At 68.5% G+C, this 23,116-nt stretch carries 4 protein-coding genes; 2 read left to right on the forward strand and 2 right to left on the reverse strand.

Going from position 1 to position 23,116, the window contains the following annotated elements:
* Nucleotides 1-69: 69 nt before the first annotated feature.
* Nucleotides 70-585 carry a protein tyrosine phosphatase gene (locus tag ACFWU2_RS11570; RefSeq protein ID WP_378605586.1) on the forward strand — a complete coding sequence of 172 codons (516 nt, stop codon included), beginning with the start codon at nucleotides 70-72 and terminating at the stop codon, nucleotides 583-585.
* Here the strand turns inward: ACFWU2_RS11570 and ACFWU2_RS11575 are convergent.
* A complete protein-coding gene (locus tag ACFWU2_RS11575; RefSeq protein WP_378605589.1) occupies nucleotides 556-2,160 on the reverse strand; it encodes a polysaccharide biosynthesis tyrosine autokinase in 1,605 nt (534 codons plus the stop codon). The two genes, ACFWU2_RS11570 and ACFWU2_RS11575, sit on opposite strands and share 30 nt — an antisense overlap.
* On the reverse strand, nucleotides 2,160-21,041 hold the full coding sequence (locus ACFWU2_RS11580; RefSeq protein WP_378605592.1) for an amino acid adenylation domain-containing protein: 18,882 nt from the start codon (nucleotides 21,039-21,041) through the stop codon (nucleotides 2,160-2,162). Before ACFWU2_RS11580 ends, ACFWU2_RS11575 begins: the two co-directional genes overlap by 1 nt.
* A 299-nt stretch (nucleotides 21,042-21,340) precedes the next feature.
* Between ACFWU2_RS11580 and ACFWU2_RS11585 the strand changes: the two genes are divergently transcribed.
* On the forward strand, nucleotides 21,341-23,095 hold the full coding sequence (locus ACFWU2_RS11585; RefSeq protein ID WP_378606264.1) for a DUF4012 domain-containing protein: 1,755 nt from the start codon (nucleotides 21,341-21,343) through the stop codon (nucleotides 23,093-23,095).
* Nucleotides 23,096-23,116 lie beyond the last annotated feature (21 nt).

The raw sequence follows: 23,116 nt of genomic DNA on the forward strand, positions 1-23,116 counted from the left end.
ATGTCGGATACGACGCCAGGGCCGGTTCGTGGGACAACCCCTCGCGGCGGCGTCCCCTACGATCGGCGGATGCGGATTCTCTTCGTGTGCACCGGAAATATCTGTCGCTCGCCCACCGCCGAACGGTTGACCACAGCATTTGCCACCGAGTCGGGACGGGACGACCTCGACGCCCACAGTGCGGGCACCAGGGCCGTGGTGGGACACGGCATGGAGTCCACCGCAGCGCTCGTGTTGCAGCAGCTCGGGGGTGACCCGGAGGGGTTCGTCGCGAGACGGCTGACTCCGGATATCGCAGAGGACGCCGACCTCATCCTCACGATGAGCGAACAGCATCGGGGCGACGTGATCAAGCTCGCACCGCGGATGATGCGCGTGACGTTCACGCTGCCGGAAGCCGCGCGCGTGCAGCAGGCTTCGGGCGCCGCGTCCGTCGCAGAACTGGCAGTGGCCCGGGCGCAGTTTCCTGCGTCCGGGCCGGAAGATATCGTCGACCCGATCGGCCGCGACGAGGAGACATTCGTCGCGGTCGGATCGGAGATCGCCGACCTTCTGCTACCCCTGCTCGCCCGTATCCGGGCCTGAGCCATCCGTCGGACGCCGCGGTGTGTGGACCACGGGCCGCGGCTCCGACGAGTGACGACTCTCGCCGTCCCGCACGGTCGGCGGGAACTGACCACCTGGAGACCGGCCGTTGCCCGGGGACGGCCGCGGCGGGCTCGGTTGGCTCGGCGCGACGGGTGTGCCGGTGACGACGGGGTTTTCCACAGCCTGCGTGGGCGCCGCGACCTTCTGTTGCGCTTTGTCGGTGTCGTAGTAGTACCGGTACTCGTACGACGCGCCGCGTCGCTTCGCAGGGACCATCGTGAGAATCGTTCCGAGCACCGTCGCGTTGACCGCCCGCAGGTTGCCGACCGCGCGGGTGAACTGCTCCCGGGTGGTCTTCCCGTAGCGCGCGATGAGCAGGGCACCGTCGGAAATGCGTGTGAGGATCGCCGCGTCGGTGACGGGCAGCAGCGGCGGCGCGTCGATGATGACGTAGTCGAACCGCGACCGCAGATCGGTGACGACCTCCTCGGCGTGTGCCGAGCCGAGCAGTTCCGACGGATTCGGCGGCAGCGTGCCGGCGGCGAGCACCCACAGCGAATCGAATCGTGTCGACTGCAGCACATCGTCCAGGGACGCCTGGTGCGCCAGGACCGTCGACAGGCCTGCCTCGCCGAGAGCGCCGAGATACTTCGACACCCGGGGCCGCCGGAGGTCGGCCTCGACGAGGACCACCGACTTGCCCGCTTCCGCCAGCACGAGGGCTGTGTTGATCGCCGTTGTGGTCTTGCCCTCGGACGGAACCGAACTGGTGAACACCAGAACGCGTGGAGGGTTGTCCACCTCGAGGAACTGCAGGTTGGTGCGCAGTTCCCGGTATGCCTCGGCGTCACCGCTGCTGGAATCGGAGAACATGATGGCCGGCTCTTCGTGACGCAACTTCTCGAGCGGAATGACACCCACGACGCCCGTGCCCGCGATTTCCTCGATGGCGTTGCGATCTTTGACGGTGTTGTCGAGGCGGTCGCGCAAGACAGCCAGTGCGATGCCGAGCAACAAGCCCACCGCAAGCCCCAGCGCGACGTTGCGGGTCGTCTTCGGAGCGATCGGCGTCGACGGGGTCGCGGCGTACTGCTCGACGACCACTCGGGCCGTCGGCTCCCCGCCCCCTTCGGGTGTTTCGAGTTCGCGTGCCATCAGAACGAATTCGTCGGACAGGGCGTTGGCGAGGTCGCGTGCGCGCTCGGGCGACTCGTCGGTCACAGCAGTGTCGATGAGGACCGTGTCCGGTGTGGACGACGCGGTCACGTTGGCCGCGAGGTCGACCGGCGTGATGTCGGTGATACCGAGCTTGTCGAGTGCCCGCGAAGCGACGGTGGTGCCGGCCAGCAACTCCGTATAGGAGGTCACGCGCTGCTGCGAGAAAAGGTTGCCCTGGTAGATCTCCTGGACCGACGCGCCCGACGACGTCGACACGAACAGTCGTGTCTTCGCCTCGTACTGCGGCGTCGTCAGCAGAGACACGGTAAGTGCGGCGAGCACCGCGACGACGGTCACCACGGCGACGATCTTCCAGCGCGCCTGGAGAATTCGCATGTAGTCGTGTACTTCCATCAGGTCGTCTCCCTCATTGCGGTGGCAGTGCGTGCATGCTCTACCGGCGGGCTGTGGATGTCCTCGAAACGCGAAAGTGCGCTGCCCAGTATCGGCCCGATCACGCGGAGCGCGTCCGGATCGGCCATTTCCGAGTGCGCGAACGGAACCGGGTGTTCGCGCACGCGGCCGCCGACATAGCGTTGCCAGGAGGCAGCGAGGGCGGGATGCCGATCGAGATCAACTGCGGCGACGAACAACTCGATGTCACCGGCGTACACCTGTGGCGAGTGACTCCGAGCGGCGGTTTCGACCGCCATCGACGCGGCACGGCTGCGCCGGCGCACGGCGGCAACGAGTTCGCCGGGGATACTCGGATCGGCTACGACTTCACCGTCGGATTCGCCGGTTGTTTCGTCCCGGCGCTGCCGTTCGGAATCGTCCGGCAACGCCTCGGGGGTCAGGGTGTCGAGCAGCACGACCACGCCGACACGCTCACCGGATGCTCTCAGCTGTACTGCCATTTCGTGCGCTATCGAGCCGCCGACCGACCAGCCGAGCAGGTGGTACGGACCCTCCGGCTGCACCCGGCGGATCTCCTCGAGATAACGGGCGGCGAAGTCATGGACGGTATCCGGAAGTCCCTGGTGCGTCAGGTCGTCACCGAGTCCGGTCGCCTGCACCCCGTAAAGGGTGCGGCCGTCGAGAGAGGGCGCGAGCCCGGCGTACATCCACGACAGTCCGCTGATCGGGTGTACACAGAACAGCGCCGGCCGCGCCGGATCACCCGTCGCGAGAGGCACGACCGTACCGAGGGGGTCGACGGTGGTGCCGGGCTGCCCGTGCTCGATCCGGTCCGCCAGTTCCGCGACGGTCGACGTGGTGAAGATCCATTCGACCGGCACGTCCCGTCCGAGTTCCGCACGCAGGTCGGTGGCCACGGCCACCGCACCCATCGAACTGCCCCCGAGATCGAAGTATCCGCGGTCGGCGGAGACCGCGTGTGTGGGCAACCTCAGATGCCGCGCGTACACGGCTGCGACAATCGGCGCGATCTCCCCTGTCGGCGCGACGTAAGCGTCTGCGGCGACAACTATTTCAGGCTCGGGTAGCGCAGCTCTGTCGACCTTGCCCGACGACGTCAGCGGCAGGGAATCGACCACGGTGACGGAGGAAGGGCGCAGGTGCCGCGGGAGCCGAGCGGCGAGATCGCGGTGCAACTCAGCCCCGTCGACATCGGCGCGACTCGCCTGCACGTATGCGGCGAGAGCGAGTTCGCCGGCGGACCCCGACCGAGCGACGGTCACCGCGGCTTCGATGCCCGGCATGCCCAGCAGGACGGCGTCGACCTCGGCGGGTTCGACCCGGATCCCGCGGATCTGTACCTGATCGTCCACGCGCGCCATGTGCTCGAGCACCCCATCCACCGTCACCCGCACGAGGTCACCCGTGCGATACAGCCGCTCCCCCGGCACACCGAACGGGTTCGCCACGAAATGCCTTGCGGTAAGGCCGAACCGGTGATGGTAACCCTGCGCCAGCCCTGCCCCGCCCACATACAGTTCGCCGACCGTGCCCGGCGGGACCGGATGCAGGCGCGCATCGAGGATGTGGACGCACGCGCCCGCGACCGGCGTGCCGATATCCGGCTTCGTCGCGCCGTCCACTGGCCCACCGAGCGACACGGCCACGGTGAATTCGGTGGGGCCGTACCCGTTGAAGAGACGGTGCCGCGACCATCGCTGTGCGAGTACGGACGGTAATGTCTCGCCCACGGCGAGGACGGTCAGGTTGTCGCGTACTCCGGGGTCGACGGTAGCGAGAACGCTCGGGGTCGCCAACAGATGCGTGATGCCTTCGGCTGCAATGAGGTGCTCGAGTGGCGATCCCGCGAAGGTGTGCTCGGGTGTCACGACGAGCGTCGCCCCGTGAGCGTGCGCGGAGAGCAATTCGAACACCGCCGCGTCGAACGTCTGGGACGACGCGTGGAGCACACGCGAACCGGCTGTCAGGCCGAGCCGTTCGCGCTGGATCTCGAGCAACGAGGTGAGACCCCGGTGCGGCACGTCGACGCCCTTGGGCTGCCCGGTGGTGCCGGAGGTGTAGACGAGATAGGCGACGTCGTCGGGGGTGACTGCGGGTGTCCGAACGCGGTGATCGCCGTGGTCGGCGCTCATGTCGATCCACGGGAGGCCGCCAATGCCGGATACCCCGACGGTCAGGCCCACGACGGCTTCCGAGTCGGTGAGGAGTGCGGTGGTGCGGGCGGCCGGTTGTGCGAGGTCGAGCGACACCCACGTCGCACCGGCCTTGGCGATCGCCCACACCGCGAGGGGCCAGTACTCGCCGCGCGGAACCGCAATGACGACCACGTCACCCCGGCGCACTCCGCGGTGAGCGAGTTCACCGGCGATGTCGTCGGACCGGGCGTCGAGTCCGGCGTACGTCCACGCCACATTGCCGGTGCGCACAGCGATCTGCCCGGGATGCCGGGCAACGGTGTCGGCGAAGATCTCGGACAGCGTGCGGGGTTCGACGCCGGGCGTCGCGAAAGGTTCCGGGGCCGGTGCGGCGAGGTCGCCGACGGGCCGTTCGGGTTCGGCGAGTGCGCCGTGCAGGACGGCGACGAACTCGGTGAGCAGACCGTCGGCGGTGCTGCCGTCGAACAGTTCGGTGGCGTAGATCAGACGCAGGTCGATGCCCGCGTCGTCATGTCCGGTCCCTTGTTCGACGACTTCGACGACGAGATCGAACTGCGCGGCGGGTTCCCCGGCCGCGACGTCGGCCACGGTGATTCCCGGCAGCACGGCCGCCGGATCGGTTGCGCCCGCGGCCCGGTGGGTGAGCAGCACCTGGAACAGCGGATGGTGTGCAGGATCTCGGCGCGGCGCGAGCCGGGCGACGACCTGCTCGAACGGCACGTCGGCGTGGCCCACCGCACCGAGATCCGCCGCCCGCACGACCCGCAGCAGATCGCTGAAGGGCCTCGCCCGATCGACCGCGGTACGCAGCGCGACCGTGGCGACGAACATGCCGACGAGCTGCTCGAGTTGAGGATCGCTGCGCCCGGCGACCGCCGTGCCGACCGCGATGTCGTCGCGTCCGCTGCGGCGTGCAAGGAGCGCGGCGAGTACGGCATGGACCGTCATGAATACCGTCACGTCGTTTCTGCGGGCGACTTCCCGCAGACGACCGTGGGTTCCGGCATCGAGATGCGAGACCACTTGGGCACCGTGGTAGTTCGGGCGTCCGGGGCGTGGCCGGTCGAGGGGCAGCGGCAGCGGGGTGTCCGGCAGGCCGGCGAGCGTCTCCGACCAGTAGTCCAGTTGCCGCGCGGCGAGCGACTGTGGGTCGTCGGGATCACCGAGCAGTTCGTGCTGCCAGTGCGCGTAGTCGCGGTAGGTGACGGGCAGAGGCTCGAAGTGCGGGGCGCTCCCGCCCAGACGCGCAGTGTACGCAGTCGACAGGTCGGTGAGCAGCGGCCCGAGGGACGCGCCGTCGAAGGCGATGTGGTGCACGGCCGCGGCGAGAACCCAGCGGCCCGGCTCGACGTCGAACAGCCGGATGCGCAACGGTGCTTCGGTGGTGAGGTCGAACGGCGTGGCGACGGTCTCGGTGACAGCCTCGGTGAGGTCGGCGGGTGCGCGGTGCACGAGCATCGGGGGCCGGATCAGTACCTGTCCTTCGTCCGTGAACACCGTCTGCAGGATCTCGTGCCTCGCGACGACGTCGCCGACGGCGGCTCCGAGTGCCGCGGTATCGAGTTCGCCGGTGAGCGACAGCACGACAGGCACGATGTACGCCGTGGTGTCGGGTTCGGCGCGTGCGAGCAGCCAGAGGCGCCGTTGTGCGGGTGCGAGGGGTGCCGGGCCCTCACGCTCGTAGCGGCGCACCGGGAGCCGTCGCGCGTCGTCGTGTCCGATCCGCGCGGCGAGCGCGGAGAGCGTCGGTGCCGTGAGGATCTCCCGTACGGGAACATCCACCCCGAACGCGTCGGTGAGGCGGGTTGCGAACACCACCGCAGACAGCGAATCTCCGCCGGCCGTGAAGAACCCGCGGTGTGCGGCGGGACGTACGCCGAGCACGTCCTCGGCCACCGTCACCACGAGTTCTTCGGCGTCGGTGAGCAGGCGGCCGGGCTGGGCATCGTCTGCGTTCACGAGCGAGGCGTCGGCGAGTGCATCGAGTTGTTCGAGCGCATCGAGTTGTTCGAGCGCATCGAGTTGTTCGAGGGCACGGAGGTCGAGTTTGCCGTTGGGCGTGACCGGCAACGTGTCGACCACGTGGATGCGCGAGGGCATGCGCTGAGGCGGAACCACGAGCGCGAGGTGCGCGGTGACGTCCTCGGCGGTGAGTCCGGTCCCCGCGGCGAAGGCGACGAGGGCGTCGCCGACGACGAGCACTGCGGCCTGGCGGACCCCGGGCTGGGCGAGCAGCGTGGCCTCGAGTTCACCGGGCTCGATACGGACGCCGCGCACCTTGAGTTGCCGGTCGGTCCGCCCGAGGTACACCAGTGTTCCGTCACTGCGGCGGAGCACGCGGTCGCCCGTCCGGTACATACGCTCGCCGTCGCTCGCCGCCACGAAGCGTTCGGCGGTCTGCACCGGGGCATCGAGATACCCGGCGGCCAGGCCCTCCCCGGCGAGATAGAGTTCCCCGACTCCCCCGCTCGGCACCGGATGCAGGCGTGCGTCGAGCACGTGGGCAACGATCCCGGGCACGGGGCGTCCGATACCGGCGGTGCGGCCATCGGAAGTGGTGTCCTCGTCGATGTCGGCCAGCGTGGCGACGATGGTCGCCTCGGTGGGTCCGTAGGCGTCGAGCATCATGCGACCGGCTGCCCACCGCGCTGCCAGCGCACCCGGCAGCGGTTCGCCACCGGAGGCAACCACTTTCAGCTCCGGCAACCCGTCCGGGTCGAGGGTGCCGAGCACGGTCGGTGTCGACAGGTAGTGGGTGATGCGCTCTTCCACGAGGAGCCGATGCAGGTCCGGCCCCGCATACACGTCGGGGGGCGCGACGACGAGTGTGGCACCGGTGGTGTGCGCGAGCATCAGTTCGAGCAGCGCGGCGTCGAATGCCGGCGAGTAGCCGTGCAGGACGCGGTCACCCGTCCCCACCTGGTACCGGCACGCCACCTCGGCGGCGAGTGGCGCGAGCCCGCGGTGCGTCACCGCGACCCGCTTGGGGATGCCGGTCGATCCGGAGGTGGTGACGACGTATGCGACCTCCGGCGAGCACGTGCTGCCGACGTCGGACGAGTCGGTGAAGGCGGCACCGGTTTTGGTGATCGCCCAGAGTGTCCTGATGTACTCGGTGCTGCGAGGCAGGCCGATCGGCACGACGACACCCGGCCCGGCACCCTGTGCCCGCAGTTCGTCGGCCAGTTCGTCGGACTGCTCGTCGAGTTCGCGATAGGTCAGGACCGCATCGGCGCCGCGCAACGCCTCCCGATCGGGATGCGCTGCGGCCGCCGCCCGCAGCAGTTCGGCGAGGGTGTGAACGGGCGCGGGGCTGTCCCCGACGAGCGGATCGGCGGGCGCGTCGAACACCGCGTCGCCGACCAGGCCGTCCGGGGTCTTCACGAGCACGCCGAGCAGTGCCACGAAACGTGTCGCGAGAAGCCCTGCGGTGTGGTCCGAGAATCGTGATCCGTCGTAGAGCACCGTGCCCGCAAATCCGGACGACTCCGGTGCAAGCGCGAAATGCAGGTCGAATTGCGGAGCCGTGTCGACGATTTCGCGTGCGTCCACGGTGAGATCGCCGAGGTTCGCCGGATCTGTGCCGAAATCTTGGAGTGCGAGCGCCACCTGGGGAGACGGAACCTTCAGTTCTGCGAGTACGTCCTCGAACGGCACCGATGCGTGGTCGAGGGCGGCGACGTCGAAGTCCCGGACCTGCCCGAGCAGCCCGCTGAACGGCATGTCGGGTGCCACCCGGGCGCGCAACACGAGTGTGTCGAGGAACGGCCCGATGAGGTTTTCGAGTTGCGACCAGCGCCGGCCGCCGACGACTGCTGCCACGGCGATGTCGTCGTGTGCGGCGAGGCGCGCGAGCAGTACCGACAGAGCCGCGTGCAGCACCATGAACTCGGTGGCGCCGTAGGTGCGGGCCATCTCGGACACGGCGTCGCGCACGTCGGCGGGCACCGTGAACTCGACGGTCCGGGTGGTGTGCCCGGCACCGGTGGGCTCGGCGGGGAGTTCCGCGGCCCCGAGCCCGTCGAGCGCCTGCCGCCAGTGTGCGATGTCGGCTTCTGGAATACCGCGTTCGGCCTCCCACAGCGCGTAGTCGGCGTACTGCAGGGGCAGCGGCTCCCAGTGCGGGGCGTGCCCGGCCGTTCGTGCCAGATAGGCGGCGCCGAAATCCCGCAACAACGGTCGCAGCGACGTGCCGTCGGCTATCGAATGGTCCACGTCGAAATGCAGGACGTGCCGGTGGGTGCCGACGCGTTCGAGGTGTGCGTGCCACAAAGTGCTGCGGGGTTCGTCCCCGATCACCTGGTACACGTCGTCGCCGGTGACCACGTACTCGGTGCGCAGGATGTCGTGCCGGTGCGCGACATCGGTGAGGGCGGAGTGCAGCGCGGCCACGTCGAGTGGTCCGTCCAGCCGCACCTCGCTGCGCAACCGGTAGGCACCGGGTGCGAGGGCGTTCAGTCCCCAGAGGCGGCGCTGCGCGCGGCCGAGCGGGAGGCGCTCGGGGCGCGGCGACACCGCAACCGGTCCGGCGTCCACGTCGAACCCTCCGGCATCGAGCGCGGCTGCGAGCGCGTCCACGGTCGGGTGGGTGAATACGGTCCGCAGCGGCACCGCTGCGCCCGTCTCTTCCCGTAGCCGCCCGACCAGAACGGTGGCGAGCAGCGAGTTCCCGCCGATGGCGAAGAAATCGTCGGTCCGGCCCACGCGGACGGGTTCTGCACCGTCGCCGAGGATTTCGCCGAGTATCCCGGCGACCATCGTTTCGGTCTGCGTCGACGGTGGCGTTGTCCCGTCCGCCGGGTCTGCGGCAGGACGAGGGTCGGGCAGCGCGGCGGTGTCGACCTTGCCGTGGGCGGTGATCGGGATCGTGTCGATCGCAACCACCACCGCCGGTACGAGATGCGCCGGGAGCACGGACCGCAGACGCCGGCGTACGTCGTCGGTATCGACTGCCGCGGGAGCGATGTAGGAGACGAGCCGGCCGTCGCGCGCGACGGTGACGGCACGGTCGACGCCCTCGAGGGAGGTGAGCGCGGCGTCCACCTCGCCCGGTTCGATGCGGACACCGCGGAGTTTGACCTGAGCGTCGCTGCGCCCGACGAAGTCGAGTGTTCCGTCGTATCGCCACCGCACGAGGTCGCCGGTGCGGTAGCGGCGAGTACCACCGGGTCCCGCGACGAACCGTTCGGCGGTTCGGGCGGGGGCGTTGTGGTACCCGTCCGCGATCCGTCCGCCCGAGACATAGAGTTCGCCGGTCACCCCGACGGGTACCGGCCGGAACCGCTCGTCGAGGACATGGGCGGTGACGCCGCGCACGGGGACACCGATCCCGATACCGCCACCGGCCCGCAACGGCTGCGACACGGTGACGAAGACCGTCCCCTCCGCGGGACCGTATCCGTTGAGGAGCGCACGCTGCGGCCCCCAGCGTTCGACGAGGGCCGGTGCCACCCGATCGCCCCCGAGCATGATCATGCGCAGGTGGGGCAGGTCGCGGACGGGGACCGTGGCGAGCGTCGAGGGCGTCAGCACCGCGTGCGTGACGGCGTCGCGTTCGAGAAGGCCGCCGAGCGCGTCACCGGCATAGCTCTCGGAGTCCGCGACGACGAGGGTCGCGCCGGAGATACCCGCGACGAGCAGTTCGAGCATCGAGGCGTCGAAACTCGGTGCCGCGACGCCCAGTACCCGATCGCCGGGCACCGCTCCGAAGTATTCGGCGACGTCCTCGGCGAGTGCGCTGACTCCGCGCTGGGTAATGGTGACGCCCTTGGGGTTTCCGGATGTTCCGGAGGTGAAGACGATGTAGGCGGGCGAGTCCGGAGCGGGTTCGGTCACGACGTCGAGCGGTTCCTCGTCGTCGGCGTCCACGTCGAGCCAGACCACCGTGCCGGGCAGCGTGGCGGCGTCACCGACACCGACGGTGGCGTCTCCGAGCATCGCCGCGAGACGCGCCGCGGGCTGGTCCGGATCGACGAGCATCGGAGCAGCACCGCACCACACGATTCCCCACACGGCGACCACCGATTCGAGCGAGCGGGGCAGCGCGCAGGCCACCGCGTCGCCCGGCCGGACTCCCACAGCCTGAAGGCGTGCCGCGAGCGCGCCGGCGTGGTGCAGCAGTTCGGGATAGGTGAGGTCGCGATCTCCGTCGCGTACCGCCTGGTGCGCGCCTCCGAGTTCGGCTCCTGCCGTGAGCCACCGGCGCAACGACCGCACCGGTCCGGCATCGGGTCCGATGTTTGCTACGACGGCCGGCCCCGGGAGTTCGATGTCGCCGACGCGCACCGCCGGGTCGTCGACGGCCGCGGCGAGGATCGCGCGATAGCGGTCTGCGTACACGGCGATCGTCTCGTCGTCGTACAGATCGGTGCTGTAGAAGAATTCGAGATCGAGTCCAGCGGGAGTCTCGGTTGCGGTGAGTTGTACGTCGACGTTGGCGTATTCGGCGTCGAGGGGCAGTACCGTCGCTGCCAGTCCCGGCAGGTCCACCGTCGTCGGCGCCGGACGCGCGAGCGACAGCGCGACCTGGAACAGCGGGTGCCGGGCTTCCGCGCGGGTGGGGTTGAGCATCTCGACCAGCGTCTCGAACGGCGCGTCGGGCTGCATGTACGCGTCGAGGTCGCGGGCGTGCGCCTCGGCGAGGAGATCCGCGAAGGACCCTTCGGGGTCGATTGTGGTGCGCAGCACCAGGGTTCCGGCGTACATGCCGACGAGTTCGTCGAGTTCCGGGGCACCGCGGCCGGAGACCACCGTGCCGATCGGGATGTCCCGTCCCGCGCCGTGCCGGGTGAGCAACGCTGCGAGCGCGGCATGGAGCACCATGAACACCGTGACGTGGCGGTCACGCGCGAGGGTGTGCAGTCCGCGCGCGAACCCGGTGTCGAGCGTGATCGTGTGCCCCGCACCCCGACCGGTGGGCCGCGCAGGCCGGGGACGGTCCGCGGGCAGCGTCGCTTCGTCGGGGAGTCCGGCAAGGCGATCGGTCCACTGCGCCACCTGGGTGTCGGCGCTGCCGCGTTGCCAGCGAGCGAAGTCGGTGTAGTGCAACGGAAGCGGTGATAGGTCCGGGCTGGTGCCTGCGGTACGGCTCTCGTAGGCCGCGGCCAGGTCGCGCACCAGTGGCGTCAGCGACCAGCCGTCGGCCGCAATGTGGTGCAGCACCACGACCAGTACGTGCCGATCCGGTCCGGTGCGATACAACCGGATGCGCACCGGCCGGTCGACGGTGAGGTCGAAACCGGTGGTGGCGACGTCGCGGACGAAATCGTCGAGTGCGTCGGCGGGAACGGCGATCGGGACGAGATCGGGTGCCTGGGCGGGCAGCATCGTGTACCGGTCGGCCGCGGGATAGATCGTGCGCAGCGTGCGGTGCCGCTCGGTCACGTCCGCGACGGCGGCGGCGAAGGCGCCGATGTCGAGGGCGCCGTCGAGCCGAACCGCGAAGGGCAGGTTGTACCCGGCCGACGAAGTGTCGAACCGATTGACGAACCACAGGCGCTGCTGGGCGGCCGACAGCGGCGCGGGAGCGGTGTCGTCAGCGACGATCGGCACCCGGCTTCCGGCACCCCGCCGCGTCGACACCCGCTCTGCCAGTTCGGATACCGTCCGTGCCTCGAAGACATCGCGGATCGTGACGTCGACGTCCGCCACGGCGGACAGCCGTCCCGCAAGCCGGGTGGCGAGCAGCGAGTGGCCGCCCAGGTGGAAGAAATCGTCGTCGGCGGCGACTGTCCCCTCGATACCGAGCAGTTCGCGGTAGATCTCGGCGACGAGTTCCTCCACGGGACCGTGCGGAGCAGTACGGCCGGTGGTGGATACCTCGGGTGCCGGCAGGGCCTCGTGGTCGAGCTTGCCGTTGACGGTGCGGGGTAGCGCGTCGACGACGACGGCAGCGGACGGAACGAGGTAATCCGGCAGCGAATGCCGCAACTCCCGCAACACCTCCGGGCCGTTACCGCCGACCAGGTACGCGACCAGCATGTCGTCGCGCAGGAGGACCGCAGCCTGGGTGACGCCCTCACACCGCATCAGGGCGGCTTCGATTTCGGCGGGTTCGATCCGGTAACCGCGCAGTTCGATCTGCTGATCGGCCCGCCCTAGATACTGCAGTGTTCCGGCGCGATCGCGGCGGCCGAGATCGCCGGTTCGGTAGCGGCGCGCGCCACCGGGCGCGGCGACGAACCGAGCGGCGGTGAGCGCAGGCCGGTCTCGGTATCCCCTGGCTACCTGAGCTCCCGCGACATACAGTTCGCCGACGGCACGCGGCAAGGCAGGCCGCAGCGACGCGTCGAGTATCGAGACGGTCACGCCCGGCAGAGGTGAGCCGATTCCGGCAACGGTGGCGTCACCGGCGGTGACGTGCACGGTGGTCTCGGTGATGCCGAACATGTTGACGGTGCGCACGTGCGGGTGTGCATCGGCCCACGGGGTGACGCGGTCGGGGTCGAGTGCTTCGCCGCCGAAGATGAGCAGCCGCAACGACGTCAGGTCGGCGGCGACAGTGGACAGTTGCGAGAAGGCCGTGGGTGTCTGGTTGAGCACCGTGACCTGTTCGCGGTCGATCAGCGCGGCGACGGCCTGCGGGTCGCGGACCGTGAGGTGGTCGACGATCACGAGACGGCCGCCGGTGGTGAGCGGGCCCCACATCTCCCAGACGGAGAAGTCGAATGCCGGCGAGTGGAACAGCGTCCACACGTCGGCAGGTCCCAAGCCGAAGTCGGTGGTCGCGGCGAGCAGCGCGAGCACGTTGCGGTGGGTGACGAGTACGCCCTTCGGCACTCCGGTGGAACCGGACGTGTAGATCAGGTAGGCGCCCTGATCCGGCAGCACGGGTGCGTCGAAGTCGGCACCGTCGTCCACCCGCGCGGCGACGGCATCGTCGTCGAGGTACACCGCCGGCACCTGTGAGCCGAAGCCGCGGTGAGCGATCAGGAGCGCCGGCCGCGCGTCGTCGAACAGAGCCTGCAGCCGAGCGGGCGGATGTGTGACGTCGACCGGCAGGTAAGTCGCACCGATGCGGGTCACGGCGAGGATTGCCACGAGCAGGTCTGCCGAGCGCGGCACCGCGACAGCTACGACATCGTCGGCCCCGACGCCCTGTTCGGCCAGGAGCGCGGCGAGGCCACCCGAGCGTGACCACAGCTGCCCGTAGGTCAGCGATTCTTCGTCCGCGAGCACGGCGACGGCTTCGGCGTCGTCGGCGACGCACTGCGCCACGAGTTCGGGCAGCGACTGTGCGGCCAGTGGCAGCGGTGCGCAGCCCGGCGCGTCGGCCACTCCCCCAGGCTCGATACCGCCCACGGTCACACCCGGATCCGAGGTGACCGCGTCCAGGATGCTCGCGAGCCACGTGCCCCACTGCGCGACGGTGTCAGCGTCGAACAGGTCGGCTGCATAGGTGAAGGTGCCGTCGAGCCCGGCGGGTGTTCCGGTGTCGGAGCGGCGTTCGCGGACCGCCACTTCGAGGTCCACGCGCGCGGGCGCGGCCGAGATGTCCCGGACGCAGGCCGTTCCACCGGGCAGATCGAGTGTGTCGACGGTGAACGTCTCGTACGCGAGGATCACCTGGAACAGCGGGTGGTGCCCGGACGGGCCGGCACTCACAGCGTCGACGATCCGGTCGAACGGCACGTCCGCGTGCGCGAACGCGTCGAGATCCACGCGCCGGGCTTCGGCCAGCAGTTCGGCGAAGGTGGAGCGGGGGCGGACGGGCAACCGCAACGGCACGGTGCCGACGAACATGCCGACCATGTCGTCCAGGGCCGCATCGATGCGTCCCGACACGGGAGTACCGATCGTGACATCGTCGGTCGCGGCGAGGGTGGCGAGCAGAGTGGCGAGCGCCGCGTGCACCACCATGAATGCCGTGACGTCGTGGGCGCGAGCGAGTTTATCCACAGCGGTGTGGATTTCGGCGGGTACCGAGAATCTCACCTGCCCCGCGTCACCGTCACCGGCGGACTGCCGGGGCCGGTCGGTGGGCAGGGTGAGCATCGGCGGCGCGGCGGCAAGGGTGCGCTTCCAGTACCCGAGTTGCCGTGCGGCGAGGCTACCCGGGTCTTGCTCGTCGCCGAGCAGGCTGTGGTGCCAGCGTGCATAGTCCCGGTAGGTGACGGCGGGCTCCGGCCAGACGGGAACGTGACCGTCCCGGCGGGCGCTGTAGGCAGTGGCGGCATCGCGTCCCAGTGGCAGCAGTGACAAGCCGTCGACCCCGATGTGGTGGAGCACCACCGCGAGGACGTACCCGTTCTCCCGTCGGTAGAGGCGCATACGGATCGGGGGGTCGACGGTGAGATCGAAGCTCTCGCGGGCGAAGCCGAGCAACTCGGTCTCGAGTTCCGGGTGCGCCTCGACGGGTGTGAGGTCGACGTCGACGGACGTGAGCACCCGCTGATACGGGCCGTCCGGCCCCTCGGGGAAGACCGTCCGTAGCGCGTCGTGGCGCCTCACCACGTCGTGGGCTGCGGCACGCCCCGCGTCCACGTCGAATGCGCTGTCGAACTCGGCCGAGAACGCGATGTGGTCGCCGCCCCCGGCACCGCCGGCGACGTCGAACCGGTTGAGCAGCCACATGCGTTGCTGGGCCGGCGCAAGCGGCGTCTCGTCGTCGGCGTCGACGTGGACGATCGGCAGGGTATCCCCGCCATCATCGCGCTCGCCGAGCAGGTGCGCGAGCGAGTCGATCGTGGTGTGTTCGAAGATGTCGCGAACCCCGATGCGGCGTCCCGCGACGGCACTCAGTCGCGCCGCGAGTTGCGTTGCGATCAAGGAGTTTCCGCCGACAGCGAAGAAGTCGTCGCGGCGGTTCACCGCGGGGATCGAGAGTAGGTCCGCGACGATCCGTGCGGCCAGTTCTTCGCCCGGACTACGATATCCGTCGTCCGGCCCGGACCGGACCGTGGGTGCGGGCAGCGCGGCGCGGTCGATCTTCCCGGTCGTGGTCAGAGGCAGCGCGTCGAGCACGGTGACGGTCGCGGGCACCATGTGCCTCGGAAGCCTGGTTGCGGCCCATTCCCGGACACCGTCCGGGTCGAGGTCGGTGTCGCGGGCCTGCACGTAGCTGACGAGTGTCTCGTCGTGCACCACGGTGACGGCGGTACTCACTCCTGCGTAGCCCTGCAGGACGGTGTCGATCTCGCCGAGTTCGATACGGAAGCCGCGAATCTTGACCTGATAGTCGGTGCGCCCCGCGAATTCGAGCGCAGCACTGTCACCCACTCGGGTCCAGCGCACGAGGTCGCCGGTGCGATACATGCGACCGTCACCGAACGGCGAGGCGACGAAGCGCTCGGCGGTCAGCCCCGGGGCGTCGAGATACCCACGGGCCACGCCTTGGCCCAGCAGATACAGTTCGCCGGTCACTCCCTCGCCGACGGGGCGCAACCGGTCGTTGAGGACGACCGGTGTGACGCCGACGAGGCCGGAGCCGATAGTGAGCGGATGCCCGGGCTCGAACGGCGCGGATGAGGTTGCCAGGACCGTTGTTTCACTGGGGCCGTACACGTTGAGCACCGTGCGGTTGTGCGCCCAGCGATGCGCGGTGTCGACGGGCCACGCCTCACCGCCGATCACGACCAGTCTCAGGTCGTCCAGCCCGGCCGGGTCGAGACGCGCGGGCACCGACGGCGTGGTGAACCAGTGCGTGATGCGCTCGGAGCGCAGCAACTCGAGCAACTCCTCGCCGCCGTACACGTCCGCGGGTGCGACCACGAGGGTGCCGCCCGATACCAGTGCCAGGACGTACTCCAGGACGGAGGCGTCGAATGCAGGCGACGCGAAATGCATCACGCGTGCATCGCCGGTCAGGTCGAACCGGTCGCGGAACGACTGTGCCAGTGGCCCCAGTCCGCGATGTGTCACCACGACGCCCTTGGGCGTGCCCGTCGATCCCGACGTGTAGACCACGTAGGCGATGTTGCCGACACGGATTGGGCGCACCCGGTCGGCGTCGGTGATCTCGCGGGTGTCACCGCTAGTGGTGAACGGCACCGCGCGCACGTCGCCCGGAAGCGACACACCCGGTCCGGCGATGGCGTAGCGGACGCCGGAATCGGTGAGCAACGTGGTGATACGGTCCGGCGGCTGATGCGGATCGATGGGCACGAAGGCTGCACCGGCGAGCGCGACGGCTGCCGCCGCCAGCATCGATTGCGTCGAGCGCGGCAGCAGCACGGCCACTCGATCTTCGGTTCCGAGTCCGAGACCGATCAGGTTCCACGCCAGCGGATGCGCGGCAGTGGCGATGTGTACCGGTTCTGCTCCGGGATCGGCGACCCGAGCGGGTGAGCCGTCGATGAGTTCCGCGAACGTCGCCTCGGGTCCCTCGGCAGCAGTCTCGACGTCGGGAGCGCCCAGGTCGAGGTCGCCCACGGGCTGTGAGGGGTCTCGCACGACCTGCTCGAGCACCGAGGTCAGGCGCGACGACCACTGCGCGATGGTCGCGTCGTCGAACAGCGACGAGTCGTAGACGAGACGACCGGTCATTGATCCGTCGCGCAGTTCGCGCAGCGAGATCTCGAGGTCGAATCGTGCTTGCATGGGGTCGATCTCGCGCGCCCGCACTGTCAGGTCCGGCAGTTCGAGATCGGGGACGTCGACATTGTCGTATGCGAGCATCACGCGGAACGGAGTGAAGCCGAGGGCATCGACGACGTCGTCGAACGGCACGGTCGCGTGCGCGAAGGCATCGAGGTCGGCGGCGCGGGCGGTGGCGAGCAGATCGGTGAAGGGCTGCGCCGGATCGACATCCACGCGCAGCGTGACCGTGCCGACGAACATTCCCACCAGGTCTTCCAGGTCGGGATGATCGCGTCCGGCGATCCCCGTACCGATCGCGATGTCGCGTTCCGCTGCCCAGGCCGAGAGCCACACCGCGACGGCGGCGTGTACGGCCATGAACGTGGTCGCGTCGTGGGCGTGCGCGAGGGAATGCAGCGCGCGGGCCGCCTCGGACGGGACGATCACGTCGACCGACGACGCCGGTCCGAGGCCGCGGGCGCGAGGCCGGTCGGTGGGCAGCGGTGCTGCTTCGCTCAGCCCCGCCAGAGTTGCACGCCAGAAGCTGAGTTCGACTGCGGCGCTACTGTCGGCCGAGTGAGGATCGCCGAGGCGGTCGCGGTGCCATCGGGCGTAATCGCGATAGTGCAGAGGTAGCGGTGTCCACGCCGGCATCTCGCCGCGGGTGCGTGCGAGGTAGGCGGTCGCGACATCCCGGGTGAGCGGTGCGAACGAGGCACCGTCGAGAGCGATATGGTGTGCGACCACGGCAAGCACGTGGCGGTCGTCCGCTACCCGGAACAGACGGACGCGGAACGGAATATCGGCGGTGAGGTCGAAGGGCTCGGCCGACCACACCCTGATCGTCTCGACAAGCGAACCTTCTTCGGCAGCAGACGGTTCCAGATCGAGGACGGCGCGCGCTTCCGATAGTGGCAGCACGTGCTGGAGCGGTGCGTCGTCGATCGGTGTGAACACGGTGCGCAGGCTCTCGTGCCGGCCGAGAACGTCGGTGAGCGCGGATTCGAGTGCATCGAGATCGAGGCGGCCGTCTAGGTGCAGCGCCCATGGCAGGTGATAGGCGGCGGGGTCGCCGTGCGCACGGGCGAGGAGCAGCAGGCGACGTTGCGCCGGGGCCAGGGGTGCCGATCCATCATCCGCCGTGGCGACGGGGGCGGGAACAGCGGCCGGTCGTTCGACGGCAACGGCGGCCAGCCTCGCGACAGTCGGATGTGCGAACACGTCGCGTAGGTTCACATCGCACCCCAGGGCGGCGCTGAGCCGGGCGGCGAGTTGTGTCGCACCGAGGGAGTGGCCTCCGAGAGTGAAGAAGTCGTCGTCGGCCGTGACGTCCGCCGTGCCGGTCAGGTCGGAGAACAGGGAGGCGACGAGGATTTCGACGGGCCCGATCGGAGGGCGCGAACCGGTCGCAGTGAGCGCGGGTTCGGGCAGGGCACGGCGGTCGACTTTGCCGCCCGGAGTCAGAGGCAGAGCGTCGAGGACCGTGATCGACATGGGTCGCAGGTATACCGGCAACTGTTCTGCCAGCCGCGAGGTGAGATCGGCCGGGTGGACGTCGCCCACCACGTACGCCGCGAGGTTCTCACCGCGCACTGCGACGGCAGCAGAATTCACCGAGGCGAAAGAGGCGAGTACTGCTTCGATTTCGCCTGGCTCGATGCGGTGACCGCGGATTTTGACCTGCTGGTCGGCACGACCGAGGAATTCGAGTTCGCCGCGCTCATTCCAGCGGACGCGGTCGCCCGTCCGGTACATCCGGCCGCCGAACGGCGAGGCGACGAAGCGCTCGGCAGTGAGGACCGGCGCGGCGCGGTAACCGCGTGCGATCCCCGGTCCTCCCAGGTAGAGCTCACCGATCACACCGGGAGGCACTGGGTGTAAACGCGCGTCCAGCACAACAGTGGTCATCCCGTCGATCGGTCGCCCGATGGGGACACCGCCACCCGGCCGCAGCGGATCGCTGAGTGTGGCAAGCACGGTGGCCTCGGTGGGGCCGTACGCATTGAGCAGAGTGCGGTCCACAGACCAGCGGTCGGCGACATTCCGAGGAAGGGCTTCGCCACCTGCGTCGAGCACCCGCAGGTCCGGCAACCCCGATTCGGGTGTCACTGCCAGTACGGCCGGCGCGGTGACGGCGTGGGTCACCGCTTCGGCTCGTAGCAGCGAAGTGAGCGCCGGCCCACCCACGGCCTCCGGCGGGCAGATCACCACGGTGGCGCCAACGTCGAACGCGAGAAGCAATTCTTGCAGCGACGCATCGACAGTGGGTGCGGCCAAGTGCAGCACGCGCGAATCCGAGTCGGCGCTGTAGCGGTTGCGGAGGGCCGCGACCAGTGCGGACAGTCCGCCGTGGCCGACGGTGACGGCCTTCGGAACACCGGTGGACCCCGACGTGTGGATCACCCAGGCCGGGTTGTCGGAACGCAGTGGGCGCAACCGGTCTTGGGCTGTGAACTCGTCGGCCGGGATATCGCCGGCCGGCGGGGCGACGCGCGTGACGTGATCCGGCAGAGCCACATCGTCCCGCGCGACGGCGACGCGTACCGCGGTCAGCATCTCGGCGAGGCGGCGAGCAGGTGTTTCCGGGTCGAGCGGGGTGTAGGCCGCACCGGTCTTCGCGACCGCCCACAACGCCACCGCCGAGTCGACCGAACGTGGCAGCAGCACCCCGACGAGATCCTCGGGTCCGGCGCCGGCGGAAACGAGTTGGTGTGCGAGGTGGTCGGAGCGTGCATCCAGTTCGCGGTAGGTGACGGACACGTCGCCGTCGCGGACAGCACTCGCATCGCTGGTGGCGTGCGAACAGAGGAGGTCGGGTAACAGTTGCGGCGCGGGTGCGTCGTCACCGCGGGCCGGGGTCAGTCCCTCGAGTTCTGCACCGTCTGCGAGTGGCAGGTCGCCGATCGGAGTCGTCCGGTCGTGGACGAAATGGGACAGGAATCCGAGGAACCGATTGTGCTGCAGATTCAGGAGTCCGGGACTGTAGAGAGCGGGGTTCGCTTCGAAGTCGATGCGGGTGGAGCGCCCGGCGATACCCGGATACACGTTGACGGACAGGTCGTCGATCGGGCCGGTGGACTGCACGTGGAAGTCGCCGATGACATCGCCGAATCGGATCCGGGGGTGGAACATCATCAAATTCACTACGGGACCGAACGCGCCACGCGTGTCGGCATATTCGCGGCCGAGTTCCCGCAGGTCCACGAGCATGTCTTCGTACCTGTAACGCTGATGACGCAACGCGCCGGTGAGTTCGAGTTGCACATCGCGGATGAGGTCGGTTGCCGACGCGGACGGTTCGACGCGCACCCGCAGCGGCACCACGTTCGAGACCACGCCTGCAGAGCGGCGCAGCGGCGCAGTGGTTCGCGCCGACACCGGCAGGCTGAGCACTACGTCCGTACTGCCGTTGGTGCGCGCGAGAAACGCGGCGAATGCGGCGACGACGACGGGTACATCGGTGGAGTTCGCGTCGTGAGCGAGCGCCGCGACGGCTTCGGCCACCTCGCGGGGAATATCGGCTCCGGCCTGGCGGGCCGGAACGGATGCCGGTGCGGCCCCGTCTGCGAGCGACAGCGGCTCGGGCAGGTCGGCCAGTCGCTGCGACCAATACTCACGGTCGCCCGCCTGCCGCGACGAACTGGCGTAGGCCGCTTCCCATTCGATGATCTTCTCGAGGGGCATGGACCTGAGCGGCGGAGTATCCATGCCTGTACTCCACGCTGTATACAGGTCCGCGCAGCGGTGCATCAGGGTCATCGCGCCGTGCCCGTCGAGGGCGATGTGGTGAACGTAGCTCGAGAGGATGTAGCGATCCTCTCCGATGTGCAACACAGCAGTCGCGATCAGACGGTCCCGAAGCGGGTCGAGGCGTCTCGCGAACTGCTGCGTCATCCAGCGATGGGCAGCGTTCTCCGGATCGTCGGCGGCACGAAAGTCGACATACGGGACATCGTCCTCGAGTTCGAGGTCGATTGCCTGTTCGGGAAGACCCTCTCCGGGAACAAGAAAGAGGAAGCCGGATTCGACGTCGCGGCCGCCCTGCACACACGCCTTTCGCAAAAGGTCGTGGTCGAGGACACCCCGCAATTCCACGTACTGCGCCGTAATGAACGGAATGTCCGAATTCAATTGTTGCGCATACCAGATGCCCTGCTGGCTCGGGGACAGCGGAAAACGTTGCACCGCACTCCCTCACCTCGCCCGATATGACAGTTTCGACTGATCGACGAGCGAGGTACACGATGGCCCTTCCCGCCCGAAACGTGCCCGGAGGCTCCCAACTCCCATTGTCACGATCGAATATCTGAAGTGTACTTACGCATACCGATAGCTACCACTTGAACGAACGGCCAAGAGAAAGTCGGGTTATCGTCAGCATCGGAACCAATGAGGGGGGTTCGAGCGTGAGCGATGCTACCGGTGAATCACATTCGGCCGATGCAGGTCGCCGCAAGGTTCGTCGCCGCCTGTCCGACGACGAAATGGTTGCTCGACGCAAGAAACGCCGGATCATCCGGATCACCTTCGGCGCAGCGATTCTCGTCGTTGTCGGCTTCGTCGGCTGGCTCGGATACGAGGGTCTCCAGGCGAGATCGGACCTCGAGAAGGCTCAGAACTTCGCAATGCAGGCCAAAGACGCACTGCTGTCGGGAGATACCGAGAATGCCTCACAAGCAGCCGACGATGCCGATCGATACGCCCAAAACGCCCAAAGTTCCGTCGATTCATTTCCCTGGCGAGTTACTTCCGCGGTCCCAATTCTGGGAGCTCCGCTCGATTCCACCCGTCAGATGACCACCATCGTGAGCGGTCTGACGCAGGACGTTCTGCTGCCGACGGTGGACGCGGGCAGTGCGGTGTCACCCGATCAGTTGATTCTCGACGGCGCCCGGATCAACCTCGCGGCACTGCGAGACGCCGCGCCCGTCCTCGAGACCACCGCGGCCGCGATCACCGATCTCGACGCGCAGGCCCAGGCGGTCGACAGCACCTACATCGGTCCGATCGACGACGCGAGGGTGCAACTCCAGGACCAAGTGTCCGAATTGTCTGGGCTCCTGAACAATACGTCCACCGCCGCAAAGATCGCGCCGGCGATGCTCGGCGCAGACGGACCGCGGAGCTACTTCGTCGGCTTCCAGACCAACGCCGAAGCACGCGGCACAGGTGGCCTGCTCGGCGGCTTCGGTGTTGTGCGCGCAAACGACGGCGCGGTCGGCGTGGACGACGTGACGAGCAACCGCCAGTTCCGGTTCGACTACGCGCCCATCGATCTCGGCCCCGAATTCCAGCAATCCTACGGCCACAGCCGTCCCACCCAGGACTTCCGCAACAGCAACATCAGCACCCATTTCCCTTATGCCGGTCAAATCTGGCAATCGATGTGGCAGCAAGAAACGGGCGAGCGGGTCGACGGAGCAATCGCAACCGATCCCGTCGCACTGAGCTACGTCCTCGATGCGGTGGGGGACGTGACGTTGCCGGATGGGGAGACGATCACCGCGGACAACGTGGTGGAACTGACCGAGTCAACAGCGTATACGCGATTCGGGGAAGACCAGGCAGCGCGCAAAGCCTACCTGGAGACAGTCGCGCAGACGGTCGTGCAGAAGCTGACCGGACGTATATCCCGCCCCCAGGCTCTACTCGAAGCATTGGGCCGTGCTGCGGGAGAGGGACGCCTCGCTGTCTGGAGTTCAGTGCCCGAAGAGCAAGAAGTACTGGCCACCACCCCGCTGGGCAAGGTGGTTCCCGATGATCCCGCGCCCTACGCCAGCGTGGTGATCAACAACCTCGGCGGCAACAAACTCGATTATTACCTGGAGCGCGAAATCGAGTACGCGGCAGGCCCGTGTGACGGAGAGAAACGCGATTCGACTGTCACGGTGCGTCTCACCAACAGCCTTCCCGCTGGTGACTACACCAATTACGTCGCGGGGATGTTCGACAATCCGGTGGGCGCACCGGTCGGCACCAACCTTTCCGACGTAGGCCTACTCGCCACCCAAGGCGCGAAGTTGAACAAGGTAACGGTCAACGGCACCTCCGCGTTCGGGTTCAACGGCAAGGAACGTGGCCACCCGATGTTCAACGTGCAGGTGCCGATTCCGCAGGGTGAGACGACAGAGCTAGTTTACGAACTGACCGAACCGACTGCGCCAGGTGAACCACGCGTGCCGATCCAACCGATCATCGACAAACCGATCATCGAGGCTGCTGTGCCGGTGTGCGGTTAGGGACCCTCTCGCCCGAGCCGT

It is taken from the genome of Rhodococcus sp. NPDC058639, assembly GCF_042717545.1.
Lineage (GTDB): Bacteria > Actinomycetota > Actinomycetes > Mycobacteriales > Mycobacteriaceae > Rhodococcus.